Origin of the sequence: Gordonia paraffinivorans (genome assembly GCF_900683595.1) — a bacterium.
Taxonomy (GTDB): Bacteria; Actinomycetota; Actinomycetes; order Mycobacteriales; family Mycobacteriaceae; genus Gordonia; species Gordonia paraffinivorans.
The window spans coordinates 561,513-584,403 of the sequence record NZ_CAACYD010000007.1; the positions used below are offsets into that span (position 1 = coordinate 561,513).

The following is a 22,891-nucleotide window of genomic DNA, read 5'->3' on the forward strand; positions in this document are numbered from 1 at the left end:
CCTACTCCGACCCTCGGTCCGCGTGCCCGAGCCGCCAGTCCGGCAGCGCGATGTCGCGCACCCGCCGCTTGAGCTCGGGCGCGTCGGGGAAGCCGCCGTCGCGCTTGCGCTCCCAGATCAGGGTCCCGTCGACGTCGATGTGGAACACGCCGCCGGTGCCCGGGACCAGCGTCACCGAGCCGAGTTCGGTGCCGAAGGTGTTGAGCAGTTCCGAGGCCATCCACGACGCCCGCAGCAGCCAGTTGCACTGGGTGCAGTAGGTGATCGTGATGTGCGGGCCGTGGTCGGGTTGCTCGGGGGACTGCGACATGGGTCCAAGGATCGCAGATCCGGCGACGACGCTCGGGCGAGCCACGCCTCCCTGCCGTCCCACGGCGCGACCAGAACCTCTAGGGTCGTGTGCATGCGTCCTGAACTGCAGTCCTACCGGCATCTGGCGTCGGGGAAGGTCCGCGAGATCTACGAGATCGACGCCGACACCCTACTGCTGGTCGCCACCGACCGGATCTCCGCCTACGACCACATCCTGAGCCCGGCCATCGGCGACAAGGGCCGGATCCTCACGGCGATGAGCTTCTTCTGGTTCGACGTCCTCGGCGTGCCCAACCACCTGGCGGGCGGCCCGACCGACGAGCGCATCCCCGCCGAGGTCGTCGGCCGCTCCATGGTGGTGCGCCGACTGCCGATGGTGCAGGTCGAGTGCGTCGCCCGCGGCTACCTGACCGGCTCCGGCCTCGCCGACTACCAGGCCACCGGTTCGGTGTGCGGGGTGGCGCTGCCGCCGGGGCTCACCGAGGCGTCCAAGCTGCCCGAGCCGATCTTCACCCCGGCCACCAAGGCGGCGCAGGGCGACCACGACGAGAACATCAGCTTCGAGCGCGTCGTCGAGCAGGAGGGTGCCGAGCGGGCCGAGGCCCTGCGCGCCGCGACCCTCGACATCTACAGCCGCGGTGCGGCGCTGGCCGCCGAGCGCGGGATCATCCTCGCCGACACCAAGTTCGAGTTCGGACTCGGCGACAACGGCGAACTCGTGCTCGCCGACGAGGTGCTGACGCCGGACTCGTCGCGCTACTGGGAGGCCGCCACCTACGAGCCGGGCAAGGTGCAGCCGAGCTTCGACAAGCAGATCGTGCGGAATTGGCTCACCGGTCCCGAATCCGGGTGGGACAAGGCCTCCGACACCCCGCCGCCGCCTCTGCCCGACGACGTCGTCGAGCGCACCCGGGCGCGTTACATCGAGGCCTACGAATGGATCACGCAGAAGTCCTTCGACGAGTGGCCGGATGCGGAGGTGGGCGCGTGACCTCCGAGCGTCAGGACATGAAGCCGCCGGTCGCCAAGAAGGTCCCCACCGAACGCACCCACCACGGTGACACCTTCGTCGACGACTACGAATGGTTGCGCGACAAGGACGATCCGGAGGTGCGCGCCTGGCTCGAGGCGCAGAACGCCTACACCGAGGCGCACACGGCGCACCTGGCCGACCTGCGCAAGCAGATCTTCGACGAGATCAAGAGCCGCACCAAGGAAACCGACATGTCGGTGCCCATCCGGCGCGGCCGGTTCTGGTATTTCGCCCGGACCCAGGAGGGCAAGCAGTACTCGATCTCGTGCCGCTGCCCGATCCGCTCGGAGGACGACTGGACCCCGCCGAAGGTCGACGACGGCGTCGAGCTCCCGGGCGAGGAGATCCTGCTCGACAGCAATGCCGAGGCGGAGGGCCATGACTTCTTCAGCCTCGGGGCGCTGACGGTGAGCGACGACGGCAACTGGCTCGCCTACAGCACCGACGTCGTCGGCGACGAGCGATACACGTTGCGCATCAAGGATCTTCGCACCGGCGAGCTCCTCGACGACGTGGTCACCGACACCTCCGGCGGGGCGGTGTGGTCGGCCGATGCCAAGCACATCTTCTACACGACCGTCGACGCCGCGTGGCGGCCGGACACGGTGTGGCGTCACGACGTGGGTGCGGGGACCGAGGACGTGAAGGTATTCCACGAGCCCGACGAGCGCTTCTGGGTCGGGATGGGGACCACCCGCAGCGACAAGTACCTCGTCATCGGCGTCGGTTCCAAGATCACTTCGGAGAGCTACGTCCTGGAGGCCGACAACCCGACCGGCGAGTTCCGCAGTGTCGCGCCGCGCGTGGACGGCGTCGAGTACAGCCTCGAGCACGCCGTCATCGGCGGCGAGGACTACTTCGTCATCGTGCACAACGGGGTCGTCGACGGGCAGAAGGCGGAGAACTTCGCCGTCGACATCGCCCCGGTCGGTGATCCGTCGGACCGTCGCCCGCTGATCGCGCACGATCCGGCCCGTCGCGTCGAGGACCTCGACGCCTTCGCCGACTACCTGGTGCTGTCGTACCGGCGGGATGCCCTGCCGCGCCTGGCCATCGCCGATCTCCGCCAGATCGACGGCATCCCCGCCGAATCGGATTTCCGCGAGGTGGAGTTCACCCAGGAACTCGTCTCCGCCGGTCTCGGGGCCAACCCGGAGTGGAACGCGCCCAACCTGCGGATCGGCTACGGCAGCTTCATCGAACCGGCCGAGCTGTTCGAACTCGACGTCGCGACCGGCGAACGCACGCTGCTCAAGCGGCAGCCGGTGCTCGGCGGGTACGACCCGGCCGATTACGTCCAGTCCCGCGAGTGGGCGACCGCCGAGGACGGCACCCGGATCCCGCTGTCCATCGTGCGGCGCAAGGAGACCGACGCGAACCGGCCGGCGCCGTTGCTGCTATACGGCTACGGCTCCTACGAGGCGAGCACGGACCCGTACTTCTCGGTGGCCCGCCTGTCCATGCTCGACCGCGGCATGGTGTTCGTCCTCGCCCACGTCCGGGGCGGCGGCGAGATGGGGCGGTACTGGTACGAGGACGGCAAGGAACTCAACAAGAAGAACACCTTCACCGACTTCGTCGCGGCCGGACGGTATCTCGTGGAGACCGGCTGGACCACCCCGCGGCAGATGGTCGCCGAGGGCGGTTCGGCGGGCGGCTTGCTCATGGGTGCGGTCGCCAACCTCGCGCCGGAGCTGTTCAACGGCATCCTGGCCGCGGTGCCCTTCGTGGACGCGCTGAACTCGATCCTCGACCCGTCGCTGCCGCTGACGGTCATCGAGTGGGACGAGTGGGGCGACCCTCTGCACGATCCGAAGGTCTACGAGTACATGAAGACCTACACGCCGTACGAGAACGTGGAGGCGAAGCCGTACCCGCCGATCCTGGCGCTCACCTCGCTCAACGACACCCGCGTGCTCTACGTCGAGGCGGCGAAATGGGTTGCCCGGCTTCAGGAGAAGTCGACCTCGGGCAATCCGATCCTGCTGAAGACGGAGATGTCGGCCGGTCACGGCGGCGTCAGCGGCCGCTACAAGCAGTGGGAAGAGGTCGCCTTCGAGATCGCCTGGATCCTGCAGCAGTCCGGCGCGCTCGAGAACTGATCCGCACAGCGAAGAGCCCCACCGACCCGAAGGTCGGTGGGGCTCTTCTCGTATCGACGGACTCCGCCGGACCGGATCAGTGCATCACGATCGGGCCGCGTTCGAGGTCCTCCTCGACCAGCGGCGAGGCGATCTTCTTGCGCGGCAGGAAGAACGCGGGGATCAGGGTGCAGGCGATCAGCACGACCGAGATCAGGAAGGTGTTGGAGAACACGTCGGCGGCGGTGTCGAAGAACGACTCCGGCAGCGGGTCCGGGACGCCCGGGGGCAGCGGCTTGTCGGAGGTGTTGGCGAAGATCGCCAGGCCCGCCTCCGGCTTCGCGGCCAGGCTGCTGGCCAGGACCACCGAGATCACCGCGGTGCCGACCGAGGTCGCCGACTGCTGGATGACGTTCATCAGCGTCGAGCCGTCGGGCACCTGGGTGTTGGACAGGGTGGCCAGCGCCGCCGACATGATCGGCATCATCGTCATGCCCATGCCCAGACCCTGGACGAACAGCGAACCGCAGATCAGCCAGTACGAGGTGTTCGCGCCCAGCATGGTGAAGGTGGACATGCCGATGAGGATCAGCACGATGCCGCCCAGCACGAACTTGCCCGGGCCCATCTTGTCGGTGAGGCGGCCGGCGATCGGCATCGTCAGCATGGCGCCGAGGCCCTGCGGGGCGAGCAGCAGGCCGGCGGTCAGGGTCGACTCGCCGCGCACGCCGATGAAGTACTGCGGGAACAGCAGGGCCGCGCCGAAGAAGGCGACCATGAACAACACCATCGTGGTGACCGCGATCGACAGCGTCTTGTTCTTGAACAGGCGCAGGTCGAGAAGCGGCTTCTTGGCGCGCAGCGCGTGGGCGACGAACCCGACGATCAGCAGCAGGCCGATGATCGCGGGGATCAGCACGCCCTTCGCCATGAAGGTGCGGTGCTCGGCGCTGGTGGAGATGCCGTACAGGAACAGCGCGAGACCCGGGGACAGCAGCAGCAGGCCGATCCAGTCGATCGACGCCGGCGAGGGCTCGGCGTCGTCGCGCAGGACGATGGCGGCGTAGACGAACGCGACCACGCCGACCGGCACGTTGATCAGGAAGATCCAGTGCCAGCTCAGGTTCTCGATGAGCACGCCGCCCAGGATCGGGCCGGAGATGGGGCCGAGCAGCATGGGGATACCGAGGACGGCCATGACCGAGCCCACGCGCTCGGGGCCGGCCGCCTTGGTCAGCATCATCATGCCGATGGGCATGAGCAGGCCGCCGCCGAGACCCTGGATCACGCGGAACGCCACGAGCATCCCGATGCTGGTGGCGAGCGCGCACAGCGCTGAACCGAGGGTGAACAGCACCAGCGAGAACAGGTAGACCTTCTTGGTGCCGAAGCGCGAGGCGGCCCAGCTCGCGAGCGGGATGACCGCGGCGAGGGCCAGGGTGTAGCCGGTCGCGGTCCAGGCGGCGCCCGCGGCGTCGGTGCTGAACTCCTGCTGGAAGGTGTTCTGCGCGACGCCGACGACGGTGACGTCGAGGATCGACATGATCGCGCCGAGCACGACCACACCGGCGACCAGCAGGACGTTCTTGTCCAGCTTGGTGTCTGGCGGACCTTCGTGGAGGTGGCCTCCGGTGGAGGATGTCATGCGGTGTTCTTCCTATCGGTCTCTCGAGATCGCAGAGGTGGCGCGGTCCCGATCTACTTCATGCGGATGGACGTCGGTGTCCGAAGGTGTTCGTGGGCACCGGCCGCGGAGATTGGCCGTCGGCGCCCGATGCGGCCACGACACCTTGCGCCCGGGTTCGGGCTCGAGGAGGAAGTGATCGACGGAGTCGTAGACGATGGGCTGCAGGGCTGCGCAGAGGTTGTCGCGCATCTCCGCGGGCAGTCCGGCCACGAACCGTCGGACGGTGTCGTGTTGCAGCGCCAGGTGTGTCTCCAGGTAGCGAGTGCCGTCGTCGGTCAGCGAGACCCGTTTGATGCGACGGTCGTCCGGGTCCTCGCGCCGGTCGACGAATCCGGCGCACACCAGCTTGTCGACCGTGCGGCCGGCGGCGGCGAGCGACAGTTGCACCTGCTCGGCGATGGCGTTCACCGGCATCGGGCCCCCGTGGCTGCCGAGCGTGCAGAGCACCCGCAGCTGGGAGAAGGTGATGTCGGTGGCGGCAAGGTTCTCCATGGTCTCGGGACGGCCGAGGTCGAGGAGTCGGTCGAGGAACGCGACGAGTGCCGCGGATGCGGACTCGATCGACTGGTCGGCGCCGCTCGGGCGCTGGTTTTCCTCGGACACGACGAAAATACTAAGGCCGATGCAACTATTGCGAGAACGCAATATCCGGTGAGATCGCGCATACCCCGTGCGCCCGTGTGACGACGGTCTCAGGTCGCGTGTCCTGTTCGGGCGACTTGGCGTCTAGTGTCGTGACATGGGCAACATCAAGGACATCCCGGTCAAGGCTCTCGACGGTTCCGAGCTCTCGCTGAAGGACTTCTCCGGTCCGCTGCTGGTGGTCAATGTCGCCAGCAAGTGCGGCCTCACCCCGCAGTACGAGGGTCTCGAACAACTCGCGAAGACCTACGGGGAGAAGGGCCTGACCGTCGTCGGCGTGCCGTGCAACCAGTTCATGGGGCAGGAGCCCGGCACCCCGGAGGAGATCGCGACCTTCTGCTCGACCACCTACGGCGTGACCTTCCCCCTCCTGGAGAAGACCGACGTCAACGGCGACGCGCGGCATCCGCTGTACGCCGAGCTGACGCAGCATCCCGACGCCGACGGCGAGGCCGGCGACATCCAGTGGAACTTCGAGAAGTTCCTCGTCGACGCCGACGGCCGCGTCGTCAACCGGTTCCGCCCGCGCACCGAGCCCACCGACCCTGCGGTCGTCTCCGCGATCGAATCCCTGCTCTGACGCCGGACTTCGACCGCTGTGCGCCCGGTTCGGGGTACGCGGTGACGATTTGGGGCACCCGGTAAGCTGACCAGGCGAGAACTGATCATCCGATATTGAGGAGCGGTGCCATGGCGCGAGTGGTGGTCGACGTGATGCCCAAGGCCGAGATTCTCGATCCGCAGGGGCAGGCCATCGTCGGCGCGCTCGGCCGTCTCGGGTTCACCGGGATCGTCGACGTCCGTCAGGGCAAGCGCTTCGAGCTCGAGGTCGACGACTCGGTCGATGACGCAACCCTGGAGCGGATCGCCGAGGAGTTGCTGACCAACACCGTGATCGAGAACTACAACGTCTCCCGGGTCGCGGAGTAATCGGGCATGACCGCACGAATCGGTGTCATCACCTTCCCCGGAACCCTCGACGACGTCGACGCCGCGCGCGCGGTGCGCCTGGCCGGCGCCGAGCCCGTGTCCCTGTGGCACGGCGACGCGGACCTGAAGGGCGTCGACGCGGTCATCGTCCCGGGCGGCTTCTCCTACGGTGACTACCTCCGCGCAGGCGCCATCGCGCGCTTCGCGCCGGTCATGGGCTCGGTGGTCGACGCCGCGTTCAAGGGCATGCCGGTCCTGGGCATCTGCAACGGTTTCCAGGTGCTGTGCGAGGCCGGGCTGTTGCCGGGCGCGCTGACGCGCAACGAGGGCCTGCACTTCATCTGCCGCGACGAGTGGCTGCGTGTGGAGAACAACACCACGGCGTGGACGACCCGCTTCGAGCGCGGCGCCGAGATCCTCATCCCGCTGAAGTCGGGCGAGGGACGCTACGTGGCGTCGCAGGAGGTGCTCGAGGTCCTCGAGGGCGAGGGACGCATCGTCTTCACCTACCCGGAGCGCAACCCCAACGGCTCGGCTCTCGACATCGCCGGCATCTGCAGCGAGAACGGCAGGGTCGTCGGCCTGATGCCGCATCCCGAGCACGCCACGGAGGCCCTCACCGGTCCCAGCGACGACGGGCTCGGCCTCTTCTACTCGGTGATCGACTCGGTCCTCGCCTCGGTGTGACCCTCCGATGACCGGTCCGAAGATCCCGACCAGCGCCACCGCGTCCGGCCTCGGCGCCTTCGTCGACGCGTCGCCGTCGCCGTTCCACGTGTGCGCGACGGTCGCGCGCGAGCTCGAGAGCGCCGGGTACACGAGACTGTTCGAGGACGAGGCGTGGCCGGCCGCGGTGAGCACGCCGTCGTCGAAGTTCTACGTCATCCGCGGCGGATCGATCATCGCCTGGGAGTCGGGTGACGGACCGGCCTTCCGCATCGTCGGCGGACACACCGACAGCCCGAATCTCCGCGTGAAGCAGCACCCCGACCGGATCTCGGCGGGGGTGGCGATGGTGGCGCTCGAACCGTATGGCGGCGCGTGGCTGAACTCCTGGCTCGACCGCGACCTGGGGCTGTCCGGGCGCCTGGCCTACCGGTCGGGGGACGGCGTGGCGCGCACGCTCGTCCACGTCACCGAGCCGGTTCTGCGGGTGCCGCAGCTGGCGATCCACCTGTCCGAGGACCGCAAGGGCGTCTCGCCCGATCCGCAACGGCACGTCAACGGGATATGGGGGCTCAACGACTCCGCGCCCGGAGTCCTCGCCTGGGTCGCCGAATATGCCGGCATCGATCCCGATTCGCTCCTCGGCTGGGAGCTGATGACCCACGACGTCGCGCCGTCCGCGGTGATCGGCGCCGACGAGAACCTGCTGTCGGCACCGCGCCTGGACAATCAGGGCACCTGCTACGCCGGGTTGCGAGCGCTTCTCGACGGGGCGTCGTCGGCGCACACCCGCGTTCTCGCGCTCTTCGACCACGAAGAGGTCGGCAGCGGCTCCGAGCGCGGCGCCGCATCGGACTTCCTGGCGTCGGTCTGCGAACGGATCGTGTTGACGCGCGGCGGTTCTCGCGCCGACTACCTCCAGGCGATGGCGGCGAGCGTGTGCCTGTCCGGCGACATGGCGCACGCGACGCACCCGAACCACCCCGAGCGGCACGAGCCCGGCCACCACATCTCGATCGGCGGCGGGCCGGTGCTCAAGGTGAACCAGAACCTGCGGTATGCGTCAGATGCCGTGGGGGAGGCCATCTTCGCGCTCGCATGTGACACCGCGGGGGTTCCGATGCAGCGCTACGTCCATCGCGCGGATCTGCCCTGCGGATCGACGATCGGTCCGATCACCGCCACCCGCACCGGGCTCACGACCATCGACGTCGGTGCTCCGCAGCTCGCGATGCATTCCGCACGCGAACTCATGGGCGCTGCCGATGTGCCGATGTATTCCGCTGCGCTGCAGGCGTTCCTGTCGCAGGAGTAGTCGGGGACCCGACGCCGGATCGGTGTCCGGTCAGTAGCTGCGGGCGAACCCGAGGACGTTGTTCACGTACTCCATCGAGTTGTTGTACCGCAGGATCGCGGTGACCAGCGACGAGGGATCGCGCAGGTCCAGGTCTTCGTCGCACAGGTAGTTCGCGGTGGTCAGCGCGGCGTCGAAGATGTTCTGCGGGTCGGACTTGCCGTCGCCGTTGCCGTCCTTGGCGTATGCCTTCCACGTCGACGGCAGGAACTGCATCGGACCGACCGCGCGGTCGTAGGTCGCGTCGCCGTCGAGCTCGCCGCCGTCGGTGTCGCCGATGACCTCGTTGCCGCCGAGCGATCCGTCGAGGAGCGGGCCGAAGATCGCGCTGCGCAGCACGCCGTCGGGGTTCACGTTGCCCCGGTCGGCATGGTGGGACTCGACCTTGCCGATGCCGGCGATGACCTTCCAGTCGATGCCGCAGCGAGGCTTGGTCTCGGCGATCTTGGTGGCCGCGTTCTGGTAGGCGTCGAAGTTCGTCTCGGGGACCTCGCCGGAGGTCACGCTGGCCGGGCGGATGACCGGAGCGGGGGCCGGCGCCGGCTCGGGAGCGACCGGATGTGCGTTGGCCGCGGGCGTCAGCGCCGGGGGCGCCGCGGTGGCGTCGACTGCGCCCTCGTCGAAGTGGGCGGTCTGCGGCGCCGCGCTCGGCTGGGAGAGCTCTGCGCCTGCGGTCGCCGCGCCCGCCAGGACTCCCACCGGGAGCAGGGCCGTGGCCCACAGCTTGGTGCGTGTGTTCTTCCGTGGCTTGGAGTGTTTACCCAAAACTAAATCGACCTCGCGTGTACTGCTTGTGGTTCGTGCTTCTGGAACCGGGCCGACCGTACACGCGGTCGTGAGCAAAGCGTTATTTTTCTGTGACCATCGCTGGGCTGGACAAATGTAGCAACATCTGTCCTAGCAGGTAGCCCTGCCGACCGGGCTCGGGTGTGAGTCCCGCCACAGTGGGGGTCAGTTCGGGCGCAAAACGGACAGCGTGTCACCCTCGCCGAGAACGAGATATCCGTCCACGACATCGACCCTGCCCGACCCCATGGGCTGCTCCCAGGCGACGGTGTTGTCGGGGCGCAATGCGGTGAGCTGGCCCTGGTTGAGCAGGATCATGGTGTCGCCCGTGGACCCCACGCACGCAGGGTTGGCAAGGGTCGGCGTGGTCGGGCCCGGCGGCGGACCGCTGCCGATGTGCCGCCCGTCGGACAGGGCATAGGTCGTCCGCGAGCCGTCGAGCAGGCCGAAGTTGACCAGCGCGCCACAGGCGATGACGCCCGACTTGGACAGCTCGCGGTCGGCGATCCGCCAGACCGCCGAGCGCCGGGCCGGGTCGCGGATCTCGTACTGCCCGCCGTCGGCGAAGATCCGGTTGGACGCGGTCAGCACCGGCAGGATCGACGGGCCGGATTCGACCTGGAGGCCGGGCGCCTCGGCGACCGGCTCGGGGTTCACCCGCCCGTTGACGATCGCATGGGTGTCCACCTTCTCCTCGCCGTACTGCTGGTGCTCGACGGTGATGCCCGTGGGGTAGAGGTCGATGGTGCACTGGTCGCAGGCGAGGCGGTTGTCGCCGGTGGCCGGGTTGATCACGTACTGACTGGCGTCGGCGGTCTTGACGATCACGATGTCGCCGGCGACCTCGAGATCGACAACCGGCGCCGCGAAGGTGCGGGCCCAGATCGTCCGGCCCGCGGGCGTGTTGAGCGAGAGCTGGTGTCCGAACTTGTTGACGCGCAGGAAATTGGTGCCCAGTCCCACGACCTTGCGGGTGTCGAGGTAGCGGGCCGTGCGGGTCGGGGTGCCCGTCTCGTCGATGAGGTAGAAGCCGTCGGGGAGCGGGCTGCCGAGTTCGACGGCGCAGCCGACCTGTCCGGCCGCGTTGAACGCGCAATCGCCCTGACCGGCGTTGATCGGGGTGTCCCAGAGGATACGGCCGTTGCGGCGCTCGATCAGCGTGAAGGAGCGGCCGAGGCCGGACGGGTAGGAGATCAGCCACTTGTCCCCGGCGGCGTCGGCGACCTCGATGGGGACGCCGTCGCGGTGGTCGGGCAGATCCCGGTGGCCGACGATCGTCCAGGCCGGTTCCGGTTGCCGCTCGTAGTCTCGCAGCTCGCCGTATGCGTAGTCGGTGTCATCGACCCTCGGGTCGCCTCCGAACAGCACCACACCGGCGGTCGCGAGCATGGCTGCGCAGCAGATGAGTACGACCGTCCCGATGCCGAACGGCAGACGCGCGGAGAGGGCCCGGGCGCGGGAGCGTGAGGACATGGCTAAGAGTGAACCATGACGAATCCGGCCCCTCACGGCCGGAGGCCGGTGCACAGTGGCCTCATGGACGTACTGCGTGATGGGCTGGTGATGCTCACCGTCGTGACCACGGGTTGCGGTGCTGGTCGTGGGATTGCTGGTGACCTGAGGACGGCGGCTCCTCAGAACAGCTGCCCCAGGTAGAACTCCGCGCCCTGGTCGTCGGCGCACCGCGCGGACACCCCGTACGGGGCGGTGCGCGGCTCGTCGAGCACGGTGCCGCCGGCGGCGCGCACACGCCCGACGGCTGCCTCGACGTCGTCGGTGACCCACATGGGCACCGCCACGGACCGGTCTGCGCCGCCGGCGATCCCGACCTGGGGCCGCACGTCGTCGACCTCCCAGCCGTCCTCGATGCGTCCGGCGTGCAAGGTCCAGTCGAGCACCGACCCGTAGAAGTCGCGGAGACGTGCGCTGTCGGGTGTGTGCACGGTCAGGTACGTCATCGCACCCCGGGTGCGCGGGTGCTGCTCGGGGCGGGTGTCACCGGGTTCGATCTGATAGACGGCGAATCGCACTCCCTGATCGTCGACGGCGTCGACGACGCGGCGACCGTCCTGACTCGATCCGAACTCGCCGTGGCCGCCGGCCGCGACGATCCGCGCATGGGCGGCCTCGAGATCGTGAACGGCGTACGCGCAGAAGAGGGTCGGCGGACCGTCGGTCTCGTGGATGCCGAGCCGGTGCCCCGCGTTGGTGACCCGGCGGCCGTCGGCGTCGAATTCCCAGCCGAGCACCGTCGCGTAGAACCTGCGGGCACGCGCGGCGTCCGGCGTGCTCAGCGCCATGTAGCCGATGTCGCCCTGATGGATGGCGTCGACGACCTTGTTCCCGGACGGACCGGTCAGCATCCAGCGATGGCCGAACGGGTCGACGACGACGCCGGTGCGGGTTCCGTGCGCCTCGTACGGCTCGCGGGTGACCGCGGCTCCGGCGCGGGCGGCGGCTGCGACGACGGCGTCGGTGTCGGCCACGGGGAGCATCAGGCTCACCGAGACCTTGCCGGGTTCGGGGGCCCGCAGGCCCAGGTCCGGGAATTCGGCGGCGAGGTAGATGACCCCGCCGCCCATCTCGAGCTCGGCGTGGCCGATGCGGCCGTCGTCCATGACGATCGGTTCGCCGCGCAACACGGCGCCGAGGGTGGAGGTGTACCAGTCGATCGCCCGCCGTGGATCGGCGACCACGAGGTAGGGGAGTGCGCCGGGGCGTTCGACGGGCGGGCTCGTGGTTGTGTCGCTCTCAACGACCGTCTCGTCGGATCGCGGTGCGGTGTCGGTGGCCGTGCCGGACATGATGACTCCTTGCGGTAGTGTCGCCCCGCGTTCGAGACGGTCACGCAGGGAGGCGGCGAACGCCGCGTCGGGCATCACCGGCTCGTCGAAGCCGGGGGCGTCGGCCGCGCGCAGGACGTGCAGCGGGTCCCGGGCGTCGCTGGAGCGCGTGCCGTTCCGGGTACTCATGCGTGACCTCCTCTCGTGCTTTGCTGGGGGTGGGTCTGTGGATAGGCCGCGCGGAAGGCTCGCTTCGCGCGGGTGAGCAGCGCCTCGGTGGCGCCGACCGTCCGGCCGAGGATCTCGGCGCAGTCGCCGACGGGGAGATCGTCGACGTAGCGCAGGGTCAGGACCGCACGGTGAACCGGCGACAGTTGTCCGAGGACATGGTGGGCGACCATGCGGTCGACCTCGGCATCCCATGGATCGTCCGGGGGCTCCGGGAGTTCCTCCATGGGCTCCGGTGTCCGTTGGGCGCGTCGCCAGTGGTCGGCGAGTTTGTGCCGGGCGATCCCGATCAGCCAGGGCGTCGTTGGTTCGGTGTCCCTGCGCTTTCGGACCGAGTCCATCGCGGCCAAGAAGGTCTCCGAGGTGACGTCTTCGGCAATCCGCCGATCCGTGCAGCGGTGGATGACATAGCCGTACACGGCGGGCAGTGCCTCGTCGTACACCGCCAGCAAACCCTCTGTTCCAGTTGCCGGAGGCCCCGTAGAGTCCCCGGTCGGCCGCGAATCGTCGCTGCTCACACCCTCATCGTCGTGTGGGATGACCGGAATCCGACGCAGTTCCCAGATTCTTTTTCACGACGGATCTTCCTGGCGCCCGGTTACGGTGTCGACCTGCTGGTTGCCGCGACGATCTCGTCGGCGACCACCTGCGGCTGGTCCAGCGAGACGAAGGTCCGGGCGTCGGGCACCTCGAGGAACGGCGTGGTCTCCCCGCCGAAGACCAGGGCGAATCGCCGACCGTGCGTCAGTGTGAAGCAGCGGTCGTCGCGACCCCACACGAAGCGCACCGGAATGCCGACGCCGGACATCCGTGGGGTCACCTCGGCGAGCTCTGCCGGCCGGATTCCCCGCAGGAACGCCCGGAAGTCGTCGCGAATCCGGACGTCGGTCTGCAGTGGCACGAAGGCCGACGCCACTCAGGTCGGGATCCGGGTCGCGGAGAAGGAGGCCGACGCCCAGCGGCGAATGTCGCAGAACCTTCAGGCGCATCGCATCGGTCAGCGGTTTGAGCAGCAGCCGTCGGCGCATGAGTGCGAAGTACAGCCGAAACGGTTGCGGCGGAAACAGATCGAAGGCATCGCAGTTGGTGAACACGAGCGCGCTGACGAACCCCGGATCCACATCGAGTGCGAACTGGGTGATCGCGCCCCCGCTGTCGTTGGCCACGAGCGTCGCCGACGACAAGTCGAAGTGCCCGACGAACTCCCGCAGCAACCTGCTCACCCCGCGCGGTGACAGGTCGGCCTTGGGGCCCAACGGGATTCGGTGGGCGCCAAGCGGGACGACCGAGCGATATCCGTGTTCGGCGAGCAGTTGCGCGACCGGTTCCCAGATCCGGTGGTCGACGACGGCGCCGTGCACGAACAGGATCGGCGGGTACTGCGAATCGCCGGGGCCGTATGTGGCGTAATCGGGCGTTCCGGACGGCAGTTCGACGGTGGGGAGTGCACGGTGTGAAGTTGCCATGGCGGCATCCGATTCTTGTAGGCCTGAGTATCTGGGAACACTCTCCTTGGAAACTACGTACCGCCGGTGTGGAGGTCAACCGTCTGGCCCGGGCACACTACATCCACCGAGTTGCTGATACTGAATCATGGATAAATACTGGTCGAGGCAGCACCACGCTGCCGCAGTCACAACCCTCGGGGGAAAACCACATGACACGACGTATCGTCCTGCTGCTCGCCGCGGCAGTACTTGCACTCGCCACGTTCGCCGGCTCACTCGTCGGCGCCGCCGACGCCAAGACCTACAACACCCCGTGAGGGTCTGGCGATCACGCTGACCGCCAGCCAGCTCAAGGCGAAGAAGATTCCGGCGTTGGACTCGTCGCCGTTCTCCGGTGAGGCGCTGCTGTCGTCGAACGTGCACACCGCGTTGACCGGTATCGAGGGCAAGACCGTGCGTGCCACCGTCGAGGTCGGCTACAAGATCGGCTACCCGGTCTCGGTTGCGCCCAACGGTGTCAAGGTCACCGCGCACACGCCCGAGTTGAAGCTCTCCGGCGGGCTGAACGCGAAGGTGGCCCCGGAGGTCACCGTGTCCGGTTCCGGTGGCGGCGGCAAGCTTGGCGAGATCGGCGGTGAACTCGGTGCCGAGGCGACCGTGATCCCGGCCGCGGACCTTGAGTTCGAGGTCGGCGCAGGCAAGATCACCACCGTCACGCTCGCGGAGATCGCACTGACCAAGCCGACCGCAGACATCGTGCTGTCCGGTATCGAACTGAACGTGACCAACGCGCTCGGGCCGATCTCGGTGCGCCCGTTCGCCAAGATCTCGGTCACCACCGACACCGGCGTGTACGTGTACTACGACCACGGCCCCACCAGCCGCATCTGATCGACGGGGAGACAGACAGTGAACATCGCCAAGAGAGCGGCATTGGCCGTGGTGACGATCGGTGCCAGCATCGGGCTGGTCGCCGGCATCGGCGTTGCGGACGCCGAGACCCCGGCCGAGCGCTGTAAGCGGGAGACTGCCGCATACAACGACGCCTGGAAGAACACTTGGGCCGCAGCCAATCCCGGCAAGAAGCCGAGTGACGCGCCGAAGCCGCCGGTGCCATACAAGTGCGGCGGCGGACAGGACGGAGGTGTGCCGCCGACGCTGTCGCCCGGCGCCGACACGCCAGAGACGAAGACGCCCGAGAAGGATGCTGAGCCCTCGACATCTGACTCGAAAGGGTCAGGTGGGCCGACATCGAGTGCGCCGACGGTCGCGGGCGGGCCGAGGTCGACTGCACCGACGAGCCGCAGAGACAATGTAAACGGGGTCGACCGGAATCAACCTCGTATCTGGGGCACCACACCGTCCAGCGTGGTGATTGCCCCGAAGCAGCGCAACGACCACTCGTTGTCGACCCCGGCCTCCGCTGACGGCAACGACGGGAACGGTGGCTTCACGTCCGATTCGAGTTCCTACGCAGACAAGTTGTCCGGCATCAGGATCTACGCGAATGCATGGGCATGCGCTCTGTACTTCAAGCACTGCAGTTTCGCGACCTCCGCGAAAACGTACCGCGATGGTCAGCGGCTCCCCGTCGGAATGATCCGGAACGTCGCGACAGCCAAGACCCACGGCATCAAGGCGTCGGTCGAGGTCAGTGGCGGCAAGGGGAACGGTGGGTCGGTGTCGATCGCGGCCGAAGGAACCGACAAGAACGCCAAGTCCCTGACGTGGACGAACACCAATAGCTACATCTCAGATGTGGCCGGAACCGCCGATTGCGGCATGTTCTCGACGTACTTCAGTGTCACCTCGGAAGGCTGGTTCGAGCACAACGGAGCGAAGGGGTATGCGAGTGCCGGCGTCCGGAACTAGTGCGCGTACACGTCTGGCGGCGGTGGCAGCCGGTGCTGTCGCGCTGACCATGGTCGTTGCCGGATGTGGTGGAGGTGCGCCGGCGCCGCAGGGGCCGAACCCGTGGAATCAGCTAGCGGCGGCGTATCCGAGCCTGGCGGGCTCAGACGGGCTGGTCGTGCCGTCGATGAAACCCGACACCTCACCGGCCGGCACCCTTTACCAGACCGCATACGGCAGGGCAGCGCTCCGGTTCGGCGGACGGAAGTTGCCGACGGTGTCGTCGGACCGGTTATTGGAGACGCTTGATCAGACAGCGAGGATCGAACCGATCTGGTCTGCCTTCCAGCTCTGCATGGCGGTCGGTGACGAGAGCGGCGACCTGCTGGACCGGGCTCAGCAGAGGATGGCGGTCGACGTGAGGGCGAGAGCCGTCGAGTCGATCCGCACGCGGGATGGTGAGGCCGGGTACAGCGCCCAGGTTCTGGGATGTTCCGGGACGCAGGTGTTGGAACCGCATCGTGCGGATGTCCAGGGGATCGTCGCCGACGCCGACGTCACGCCTTATCAGCGGTATCTCGCGGCGCGTGCCCTCGGTGCCGCGGGAATCGAGGTGCACGTCGACAGCCGAACATTGCCGTCCCTGCCTGATGAGGTGACCTGCAGCGACCCGACGGCCGCTTCGCACTGGATGGCGATCCACCAGCTTCGTCGCATGGCGGATCCGGAGTTCTATCACCCGGATCGCTTGGTGGACTGCGCCGTCGAGGTGGCCGGACAGCTCAACGCTCAGTCCGCACTCGCGGCGGTGGTGGTCGCCGATCGAAAACCCGGCCATTTGCAGAAACTCTCGACGCCGGTGCTCGACCCGCTGGAGCAGGCGATCGACGCCGACGGAATGTTGATCCCGCCGCCTCCGGGTGGACTTCGGTCGACATTCTCCTACGCCGCAGCACTACACGATGGCGGGGCCGAGATTCCGCGGGCGCTCACCGCGGCGGTGCAGGACCAGATCAATACCGCTGACGCCCCCGAGGATGCGTCCCGTGACGCGCTGTTCGCGGGTCTGTGCGCTGTCGACAGCCGGCTCCGGTGTCCCGACCGGGTCCTCGAGTCGGGGCGTCGATGGGTCGCCGACGCCGATTTCGCCGATCTCGACGTCAACCTCTACACCTGGACCGAAGCGCTGAAACTCGCACGGGTACTCGACATCACGCCGAGATCGCAACCGTCGGCCGCCGATGCTGCCGCATTCACGGCCGCGTATTCGAGCGATCTCGAACAGATCCCTGGTCTCGTCGACGAGCTGATCACCGCAGCCTCGGCTGCGGGAATGGAAGCACTGGTGGACGCGCTGAGGCCGTTGTCCGATCCGCAGAGATCCTTCAGGGAGGGATTGGAGGGGGAGTCGCTCACCGCGGCGGCCTGGGCGTACACCGCGGCGACCACGCTCGGCATCGACACCGACGGCTGGCTCGACGATCTCGCGGCGCGACTCGAACGATTCGCGATCAATGACCAGACCCGATTCCCCTTCAGCGAGACCCCTCAGCCCGCCCCGGCCGACTCCGCGGCGAGCATCGCGGCGGCGACGCTGATCAGTGCATCGACCACCTGACCCGGGGCGAGGATCTAGGTGCTCCGGACCAGCTCCGCGCACCGTTCCCCGACGAGCATCACGGTGATGTTCGGATTCACCGTCGTGTGTTCGGGGAACACCGACGCGTCGGCGACCCGGAGACCCGCGACGCCCTTGACGCGCAACTCGGGGTCGAGGGGCGACATGTCGTCGTCCGGCGGTCCCATCCGCACCGTGCCGACCGGGTGGTAGACGGTGTTGTGGGTGCGCCGGATGTAGTCGGCGAGTTCCTCGTCGGTGGTCGCCCCCGGACCCGGATACAGTTCGCGCGCAACCCAATCGGCCAGCGGTGCGGCGGCGGCGATCTCGCGCGCCTTGCGCAGGCCCGCGATCATGATGCGCATGTCGTAGCCCTCGGAGTCGGTGAAATACCTCGGGTCGACGCGGGGCTTGTCGCGGAAGTCGCACGAGCGGAGCCGCACCGTGCCGCGGGAGCGGGCGTGGGTGACGTTCGGCGTGAGGCAGAAGGTGTTATCGCTGGTCGGGTATCCCTGCCGGAGCGTGTGCATGTCGAACGGCACGCTGCCGTAGTGCATCATCAGGTCCGGCCGGTCGAGGTCGTCGTCGACGGTGGTGAAGATGCCCGCCTCCCACCACTGGGTCGACTCCCGCACCATCGGCTTCTTGGTCTCGAAGCCGATCACGCCCTCGGGATGGTCCTGGAGGTGCTCGCCGACGCCGGGGGAGTCGACGAGGACGTCGATGCCGTGCTCGACGAGGTGGTCGGCCGGGCCGATCCCGGAGAGCATCAGCAGCTTCGGGGAGTCGATCGCGCCCGCGGACACGATCACCTCGCGCCGTGCCTCGATCCGGGTCGTCCGGCCGAAGGCGTTGTCGGTGATGTCGACGCCGACCGCGCGTAGGTCGCCGTCGACCTTCTCCACCGCGATCTTCTTGGCCCACGACCCGGTCCGGACCGTGAGGTTGGGCCGGTCGAGGTTCGGGTGCAGGTAGCTCACCGACGACGACGCGCGCACGCCGTCCGGCCGGCGGTTGATCTGGAAGAAGTTGGCGCCGTTGACCACCGTCGTGCCGCTGTTGAACTCGGCGCGCGGGATGCCCACGGCCTCGCAGGCGTCGAGCACGGCCACGCCGCAGGGGTCGCGGGGCGGGATCGTCATGATGTGGACCGGGCCGTTGCGACCGTGGTGGTCGCCCGGGGCGTCGTTGGTCTCGATCTTCGTGAAGAGCCGGTACACCTCCTCCGAACCCCAGCCCGCGCAGCCGAAATCGCGTTCCCAGGAATCGAGGTCCTCGCGCGGCGCCCAGAAGGCGATGCAGCTGTTGTGGGAACTGCAGCCGCCCAGCACCTTGGCGCGCGCGTGCCGCATGAAGCTGTTGCCGTTCTCCTGCGGTTCGACGGGATAGTCCCAGTCGTAACCGGATTCAAGGAGCTCCATCCACCGGTCGAGACGCAGGATGGCCTCGTCGCCGACATCCGACGGGCCGGCCTCGAGCAGGCAGACCGTCACCGACGGGTTCTCCGACAGCCGCGCCGCCACCGCCGCGCCCGCCGAACCGCCGCCGACGACCACGTAGTCGTAGGTCTCGGTCACCGCTACCCCTTCCGGTTCTCGAACCAGCCGGTCACACCCGGCCGGAGGTTCTCGTAGACATGCTTGGCCTCGCGGTACTCCGCGAGGCCGGACGGGCCGAGCTCGCGGCCGAAGCCGGACTGTCCGAAGCCACCCCATTCCGCCTGGGGGAGATAGGGCCCGAAGTCGTTGACCCACACCGTGCCCGCGCGAATCCTGCCCGCGATCCGGCGCGCGCGGGCCGCGTCGGACGACCACACCGCCCCGGCGAGCCCGTAGACGGTGTCGTTGGCCAGGCGCACGGCCTCGTCCTCGGTCGTGAACGTCTCCACGGTGACGGTCGGCCCGAACGCCTCGTCGTGCACGCACGCCATCGAGCGGTCGGCGCGGTCGATGACCGTCGGCAGGTAGAACCACCCGTCGTCGAGCTTCCCGGAGCCCTGGTCGCCGGTGGCGAACGCGCCGCCGCAACGGATCTCGGCGCCGTCGGCGCGCGCCTGCTCGACGTAGGCGTGCACCTTGTCGCGGTGCGCCTGCGAGATGAGCGGGCCGGTTTCGGTGCCGTCGGCGAATGGCAGCCCGAGCCGGATCTGCTCGGCGCGGCGGACCAGTTCGTCGACGAACCGGTCGTGCAGGGACTCCTCGACGATGAGCCGCGCGCCGGCGGAGCAGACCTGCCCGGAGTGCAGGAACGCGGCGTTGAGCGCGTTGTCGACCGCGGCGTCGAAGAACTCGTCGGTGACGCCCACGTCGGCGAACACGACGTCGGGGTTCTTGCCGCCGAGTTCGAGCGCGACCTTCTTCACCGTCGCGGCCGCCTCGCGGGCGATGACGCGGCCGGTGACGAGGCCGCCGGTGAACGACACGAGGTCGACGTCGGGATGCGAGGACAGCGGCGCGCCGGCGTCCGCGCCGGGCCCGAGGACGAGATTGGCCACGCCCGCCGGCAGGCCGAGTTCGTGGAGCACCTCGAAGAGCAGGATCGAGGTGTGCGGCGTCAGCTCTGCAGGCTTGAGGACGAAGGTGTTGCCGGCCGCCAGCGCCGGGGCGACCTTCCACGCCGCCTGCAGCAGCGGATAGTTCCACGGGGTGATGAGTCCGCAGACGCCGACCGGCTCGTAGACGATCCGCGAGTCCACGTCGGCGGAACCGGCGTCGACGACCCGTCCCGCGTCCTGGGCGGCGAGCTTGCCGAAGTACCGGAAGCAGTTGGCGATGTCGGTCATGTCGATGTCCGACTCGTACGGCCGTTTGCCGGTGTCGAGGGTCTCGGCGTTGACGAACTGGTCGCGGCGGGCGTCGATGCGGTCGGCGATCCGGAGGAGCAGATCGCCGCGCTCGGCGGCGGGCGTCGAGCTCCACTTGCCGTCGTCGAACGCCCGGCGTGCGGCGGCGATCGCCGCCTCGGTGTCGGCGGCGGACGCCTCGGCGACCACGCCCACCACGGAGTTGTCGGCGGGACAACGGATCTCGCGTGTCTCGCGGGAGGCGGCCGGGCGCCACTGCCCGTCGATGTAGAGGGTGTCACTCATGGAGCAGGCGCCCCTTCCGGGTCGGTGTCGGCGGTCTCGGTGGAGGGGGCGGCGGATGATCCGGTGTCCGCGTCGTCCGCCGGGACCGGGTCGGGCGAGTGGTCGTGCGTGTCCGCCGCGGCGTCACGGAGGTGCAGGTATCCGAGATGACGTTCGTACTGGTCGAGGATGTCGCCGATGATCTGCTCGCGCGTGTACCCCGACAGCGAATAGCCCTGCGATCCCTCGGTGAGGTACACCTCGCAGCGGAAGTAGCGGTCGTCGGAGCGCTGGGAGCGGACCGCGAAGGAGGGCGTGGGCGCCGACACGGGCCACACGCAGTACTCGAACCGCGGGGCATCGGCCAGTTCGACGATGAGTCTCGGCGACGGGAGTCCCTCGTTCTGCTCGCTCTCGTCGACCGACGCGGGTATCCCCTCGCCGCTGAACTGCTCGGCCACCTCGTGCATCGCGGGGATCACCGTCGCCGTCAGGAACCTGCGGGTGGCCACGCGTCCGGGGAAGCGCAGGGTTCCGATGAGGCGTTGTCGCCAGCTGCTCTGCTCGGTGGGTCCGCGCCCCACCGCGATGACCTTGGGCAGGGTCGTGCGGAAGCTGTCGAGTTTCATCGACTCGGTACGCACCGCCTTCAGCAGCGAGTACCCGATCATGCCGAGCACGAACGAGAACGGCAGGCCCATGATCACGGTGGCGGCCTGCAAGGTCAGGATCGACCCGTCCCCGCCGCCGGCGAAGAGCATCGACAGGGTCAGCAGGCCGATGGCGACCGACCAGAAGATGCGCACCGGCCGGGCGCAGTCGGTCATCGGTCCGTCGAGCTTGCTGGTGAAGTTGCCCATCACCAGCGAGCCCGAGTCGGCGCTCGTCACGTAGAACAGCAGGCCCGTGATGGTCGCGACGCCGATGAGCAGCGTCGCGCCCGGGTACTGGTCAAGAAGCGAGTAGAAGCCGGCCTCGGGTGCCGACGCGGTGGTCTCGGCGAAGTCCTTGTCGCCCCGGGCCACCGCGAGGGCGCTGTTGCCGAAGATCGAGATCCACAACAGGATGAAGCTGAACGGCACCACGAGCACGCCGAAGACGAACTGTCGCAGCGTCCGCCCGCGGGAGATGCGGGCGAGGAACAGGCCGACGAACGGCGCCCACGCCACCCACCAGGCCCAGAAGAACAGGGTCCAGCCGTCGACGAAGGCGCGCGCGTCGTTGCCGGGGGAGGGATCGACCTGATCCCACGCGAACGTGTTCAGGGTGCGGTCGGCGAACGTGGCCACGTAGTCGCCGGCGTTCTGGACCAGACCGTTGAGCAGGAAGTCGGCGTCTCGGGCCACCGTGATGTAGATCAGCAGGAAGATCGCGAGGATGACGTTGATCTCCGACAGCCGACGGATGCCCTTGTCGACGCCCGAGATCGCCGACGCGGTCGCGATCACGACCGACAGCACGATGAGGCCGATCTGGGCCGCCTTGCCCTGGGAGATGCCGAAGATCTCGCTCAGGCCGAAGTTGAGCTGCACCACGCCGATGCCGAGCGAGGTCGCGATGCCGAAGATCGTGCCGAGCACCGCGGCGACGTCGATGGCATCGCCCCACCGGCCCTCGATGCGCTTGCCGAAGATCGGGTAGAGCGCGGCGCGGATCGTGAGCGGGAGGTTGTGGCGGAAGGCGAAGTAGGCCAGCGCGCCGCCCATGAGCGCATACATCGCCCATCCGGTGACGCCGTAGTGGAAGACGGTCCACGTGACGGCCTCCCGGGCGGCGGAGTTGGTCTCCGGGTCGCCCGTGGGCGGCATCAGGAAGTGGGTGACCGGCTCGGCGACGGAGAAGAACATGAGGTCGATGCCGATGCCGGCGGCGAAGAGCATCGACGTCCAGGTGAAGAGGCTGTACTCCGGCCTCGACTCCTCCGGGCCCAGCCGGTAGCGCCCGTACTTGGACAGGCCGAGGAACACGACGAGGCCCACGATCGCGGTCGCGAGGATGAAGTACCACCAGCCGAACCAGCGGGTGATGAAGTCGCGGACCTCGCCGATGACGTTCTCGGCGGTGCCGGGCGCCGCGAGCGCCCAGATCGCGAACGCGAGCACGATGACGGCCGACGCGGTGAACACCGCGACGTTGACCGACCCGGTCCGGCGCTGCGGGGGACCGGTGTCGGGGTGGTGTGGAGTGGAGCGGTCAAGTGGACTCGCGTCGTCACTCATGGATTCCGACGGTAGCGGGGCATTTCGGGCCACGCGGGCGTTTTGCCCCACTTCGCACCGAGTCAAACGGATGGTGACGCAGACAACGCGTCGGTGGCCGCATCCGGCGTTCGACGAACGGTTCGCCGCGTCCGGCCTTTCCGCCCGGCCCGTTCGCTCTCGGCGTATTGATCCGGGAACACCGCC

At 68.4% G+C, this 22,891-nt stretch carries 18 protein-coding genes and 2 pseudogenes; 9 read left to right on the forward strand and 11 right to left on the reverse strand.

Annotated elements, in window-relative coordinates:
• Position 1 precedes the first annotated feature (1 nt).
• On the reverse strand, positions 2 to 310 hold the full coding sequence (locus E1P53_RS15530; RefSeq protein ID WP_131734837.1) for an Rdx family protein: 309 nt from the start codon (positions 308 to 310) through the stop codon (positions 2 to 4).
• A 93-nt stretch (positions 311 to 403) separates the two neighbouring features.
• On the opposite strand from E1P53_RS15530, the gene E1P53_RS15535 reads away from it, so the two are divergent.
• Both E1P53_RS15535 and E1P53_RS15540 read left to right on the forward strand, forming a co-directional pair.
• A complete protein-coding gene (locus tag E1P53_RS15535) occupies positions 404 to 1,303 on the forward strand; it encodes a phosphoribosylaminoimidazolesuccinocarboxamide synthase (RefSeq protein WP_109238233.1) in 900 nt (299 codons plus the stop codon).
• 17 nt (positions 1,304 to 1,320) lie between these two features.
• Positions 1,321 to 3,447 carry a S9 family peptidase gene (locus tag E1P53_RS15540; RefSeq protein WP_131735351.1) on the forward strand — a complete coding sequence of 709 codons (2,127 nt, stop codon included), beginning with the start codon at positions 1,321 to 1,323 and terminating at the stop codon, positions 3,445 to 3,447.
• 76 nt (positions 3,448 to 3,523) lie between these two features.
• Here the strand turns inward: E1P53_RS15540 and E1P53_RS15545 are convergent, their stop codons facing one another.
• Both E1P53_RS15545 and E1P53_RS15550 read right to left on the reverse strand, forming a co-directional pair.
• Complete coding sequence (locus tag E1P53_RS15545; protein WP_131734838.1) at positions 3,524 to 5,071, reverse strand: DHA2 family efflux MFS transporter permease subunit; 1,548 nt, start codon at positions 5,069 to 5,071, stop codon at positions 3,524 to 3,526.
• Between the two features lie 171 nt (positions 5,072 to 5,242).
• A pseudogene (locus E1P53_RS15550) lies at positions 5,243 to 5,674 on the reverse strand (MarR family transcriptional regulator); the annotation flags it as partial.
• A gap of 178 nt (positions 5,675 to 5,852) precedes the next feature.
• On the opposite strand from E1P53_RS15550, the gene E1P53_RS15555 reads away from it, so the two are divergent.
• The 4 genes from E1P53_RS15555 (at position 5,853) to E1P53_RS15570 (ending at position 8,666) form a co-directional block, all read left to right on the forward strand.
• Positions 5,853 to 6,335 (forward strand): glutathione peroxidase, encoded by a 483-nt coding sequence (locus E1P53_RS15555; RefSeq protein ID WP_006898920.1) that lies wholly within the window; start codon positions 5,853 to 5,855, stop codon positions 6,333 to 6,335.
• Between the two features lie 110 nt (positions 6,336 to 6,445).
• Complete coding sequence (gene purS, locus E1P53_RS15560; protein WP_006898921.1) at positions 6,446 to 6,685, forward strand: phosphoribosylformylglycinamidine synthase subunit PurS; 240 nt, start codon at positions 6,446 to 6,448, stop codon at positions 6,683 to 6,685.
• Positions 6,686 to 6,691: 6 nt separating this feature from the next.
• On the forward strand, positions 6,692 to 7,372 hold the full coding sequence (gene purQ / locus E1P53_RS15565) for a phosphoribosylformylglycinamidine synthase subunit PurQ (RefSeq protein ID WP_109238230.1): 681 nt from the start codon (positions 6,692 to 6,694) through the stop codon (positions 7,370 to 7,372).
• A gap of 7 nt (positions 7,373 to 7,379) precedes the next feature.
• Positions 7,380 to 8,666: a M18 family aminopeptidase gene (locus tag E1P53_RS15570; RefSeq protein WP_006898923.1), complete on the forward strand. Its 1,287-nt coding sequence runs from the start codon at positions 7,380 to 7,382 to the stop codon at positions 8,664 to 8,666.
• Between the two features lie 30 nt (positions 8,667 to 8,696).
• Here E1P53_RS15570 and E1P53_RS15575 read toward each other — a convergent pair whose 3' ends face one another.
• The 5 genes and pseudogenes from E1P53_RS15575 to E1P53_RS15595 all read right to left on the reverse strand — a co-directional run bounded on the left by E1P53_RS15575 (position 8,697) and on the right by E1P53_RS15595 (position 13,968).
• Positions 8,697 to 9,470: a lytic transglycosylase domain-containing protein gene (locus E1P53_RS15575; protein ID WP_131734839.1), complete on the reverse strand. Its 774-nt coding sequence runs from the start codon at positions 9,468 to 9,470 to the stop codon at positions 8,697 to 8,699.
• A gap of 186 nt (positions 9,471 to 9,656) precedes the next feature.
• A complete protein-coding gene (locus tag E1P53_RS15580) occupies positions 9,657 to 10,964 on the reverse strand; it encodes a hypothetical protein (RefSeq protein WP_131734840.1) in 1,308 nt (435 codons plus the stop codon).
• 161 nt (positions 10,965 to 11,125) lie between these two features.
• The gene (locus E1P53_RS15585; RefSeq protein WP_131734841.1) at positions 11,126 to 12,463 is read right to left on the reverse strand and encodes a VOC family protein; all 1,338 of its coding nucleotides are present in this window, start codon (positions 12,461 to 12,463) and stop codon (positions 11,126 to 11,128) included.
• Positions 12,460 to 12,954, reverse strand: a complete 495-nt coding sequence (locus E1P53_RS15590; protein ID WP_131734842.1) for an RNA polymerase sigma factor — start codon at positions 12,952 to 12,954, stop codon at positions 12,460 to 12,462. Before E1P53_RS15590 ends, E1P53_RS15585 begins: the two co-directional genes overlap by 4 nt.
• A gap of 146 nt (positions 12,955 to 13,100) precedes the next feature.
• Positions 13,101 to 13,968, reverse strand: a pseudogene (locus E1P53_RS15595) (alpha/beta fold hydrolase).
• 354 nt (positions 13,969 to 14,322) lie between these two features.
• Here E1P53_RS15595 and E1P53_RS15600 point away from each other — a divergent pair.
• The 3 genes from E1P53_RS15600 to E1P53_RS15610 are packed head-to-tail and all read left to right on the forward strand — an operon-like array spanning position 14,323 to position 17,419.
• Entirely contained in the window at positions 14,323 to 14,841 is a 519-nt protein-coding gene (locus E1P53_RS15600; protein ID WP_244941210.1) for an MspA family porin, read from the forward strand.
• 18 nt (positions 14,842 to 14,859) lie between these two features.
• Positions 14,860 to 15,822: a hypothetical protein gene (locus tag E1P53_RS15605; RefSeq protein WP_131734843.1), complete on the forward strand. Its 963-nt coding sequence runs from the start codon at positions 14,860 to 14,862 to the stop codon at positions 15,820 to 15,822.
• On the forward strand, positions 15,707 to 17,419 hold the full coding sequence (locus tag E1P53_RS15610) for a hypothetical protein (protein ID WP_165484440.1): 1,713 nt from the start codon (positions 15,707 to 15,709) through the stop codon (positions 17,417 to 17,419). The genes E1P53_RS15605 and E1P53_RS15610 overlap by 116 nt, the downstream gene beginning before the upstream one ends.
• A gap of 14 nt (positions 17,420 to 17,433) precedes the next feature.
• Here the strand turns inward: E1P53_RS15610 and E1P53_RS15615 are convergent, their stop codons facing one another.
• The 3 genes from E1P53_RS15615 to betT are packed head-to-tail and all read right to left on the reverse strand — an operon-like array spanning position 17,434 to position 22,705.
• Complete coding sequence (locus E1P53_RS15615; protein WP_131734845.1) at positions 17,434 to 18,996, reverse strand: GMC family oxidoreductase; 1,563 nt, start codon at positions 18,994 to 18,996, stop codon at positions 17,434 to 17,436.
• 2 nt (positions 18,997 to 18,998) lie between these two features.
• Positions 18,999 to 20,507, reverse strand: a complete 1,509-nt coding sequence (locus E1P53_RS15620; RefSeq protein WP_131734846.1) for an aldehyde dehydrogenase family protein — start codon at positions 20,505 to 20,507, stop codon at positions 18,999 to 19,001.
• Complete coding sequence (betT, locus tag E1P53_RS15625) at positions 20,504 to 22,705, reverse strand: choline BCCT transporter BetT (protein WP_131734847.1); 2,202 nt, start codon at positions 22,703 to 22,705, stop codon at positions 20,504 to 20,506. Before betT ends, E1P53_RS15620 begins: the two co-directional genes overlap by 4 nt.
• Positions 22,706 to 22,891: the final 186 nt, after the last annotated feature.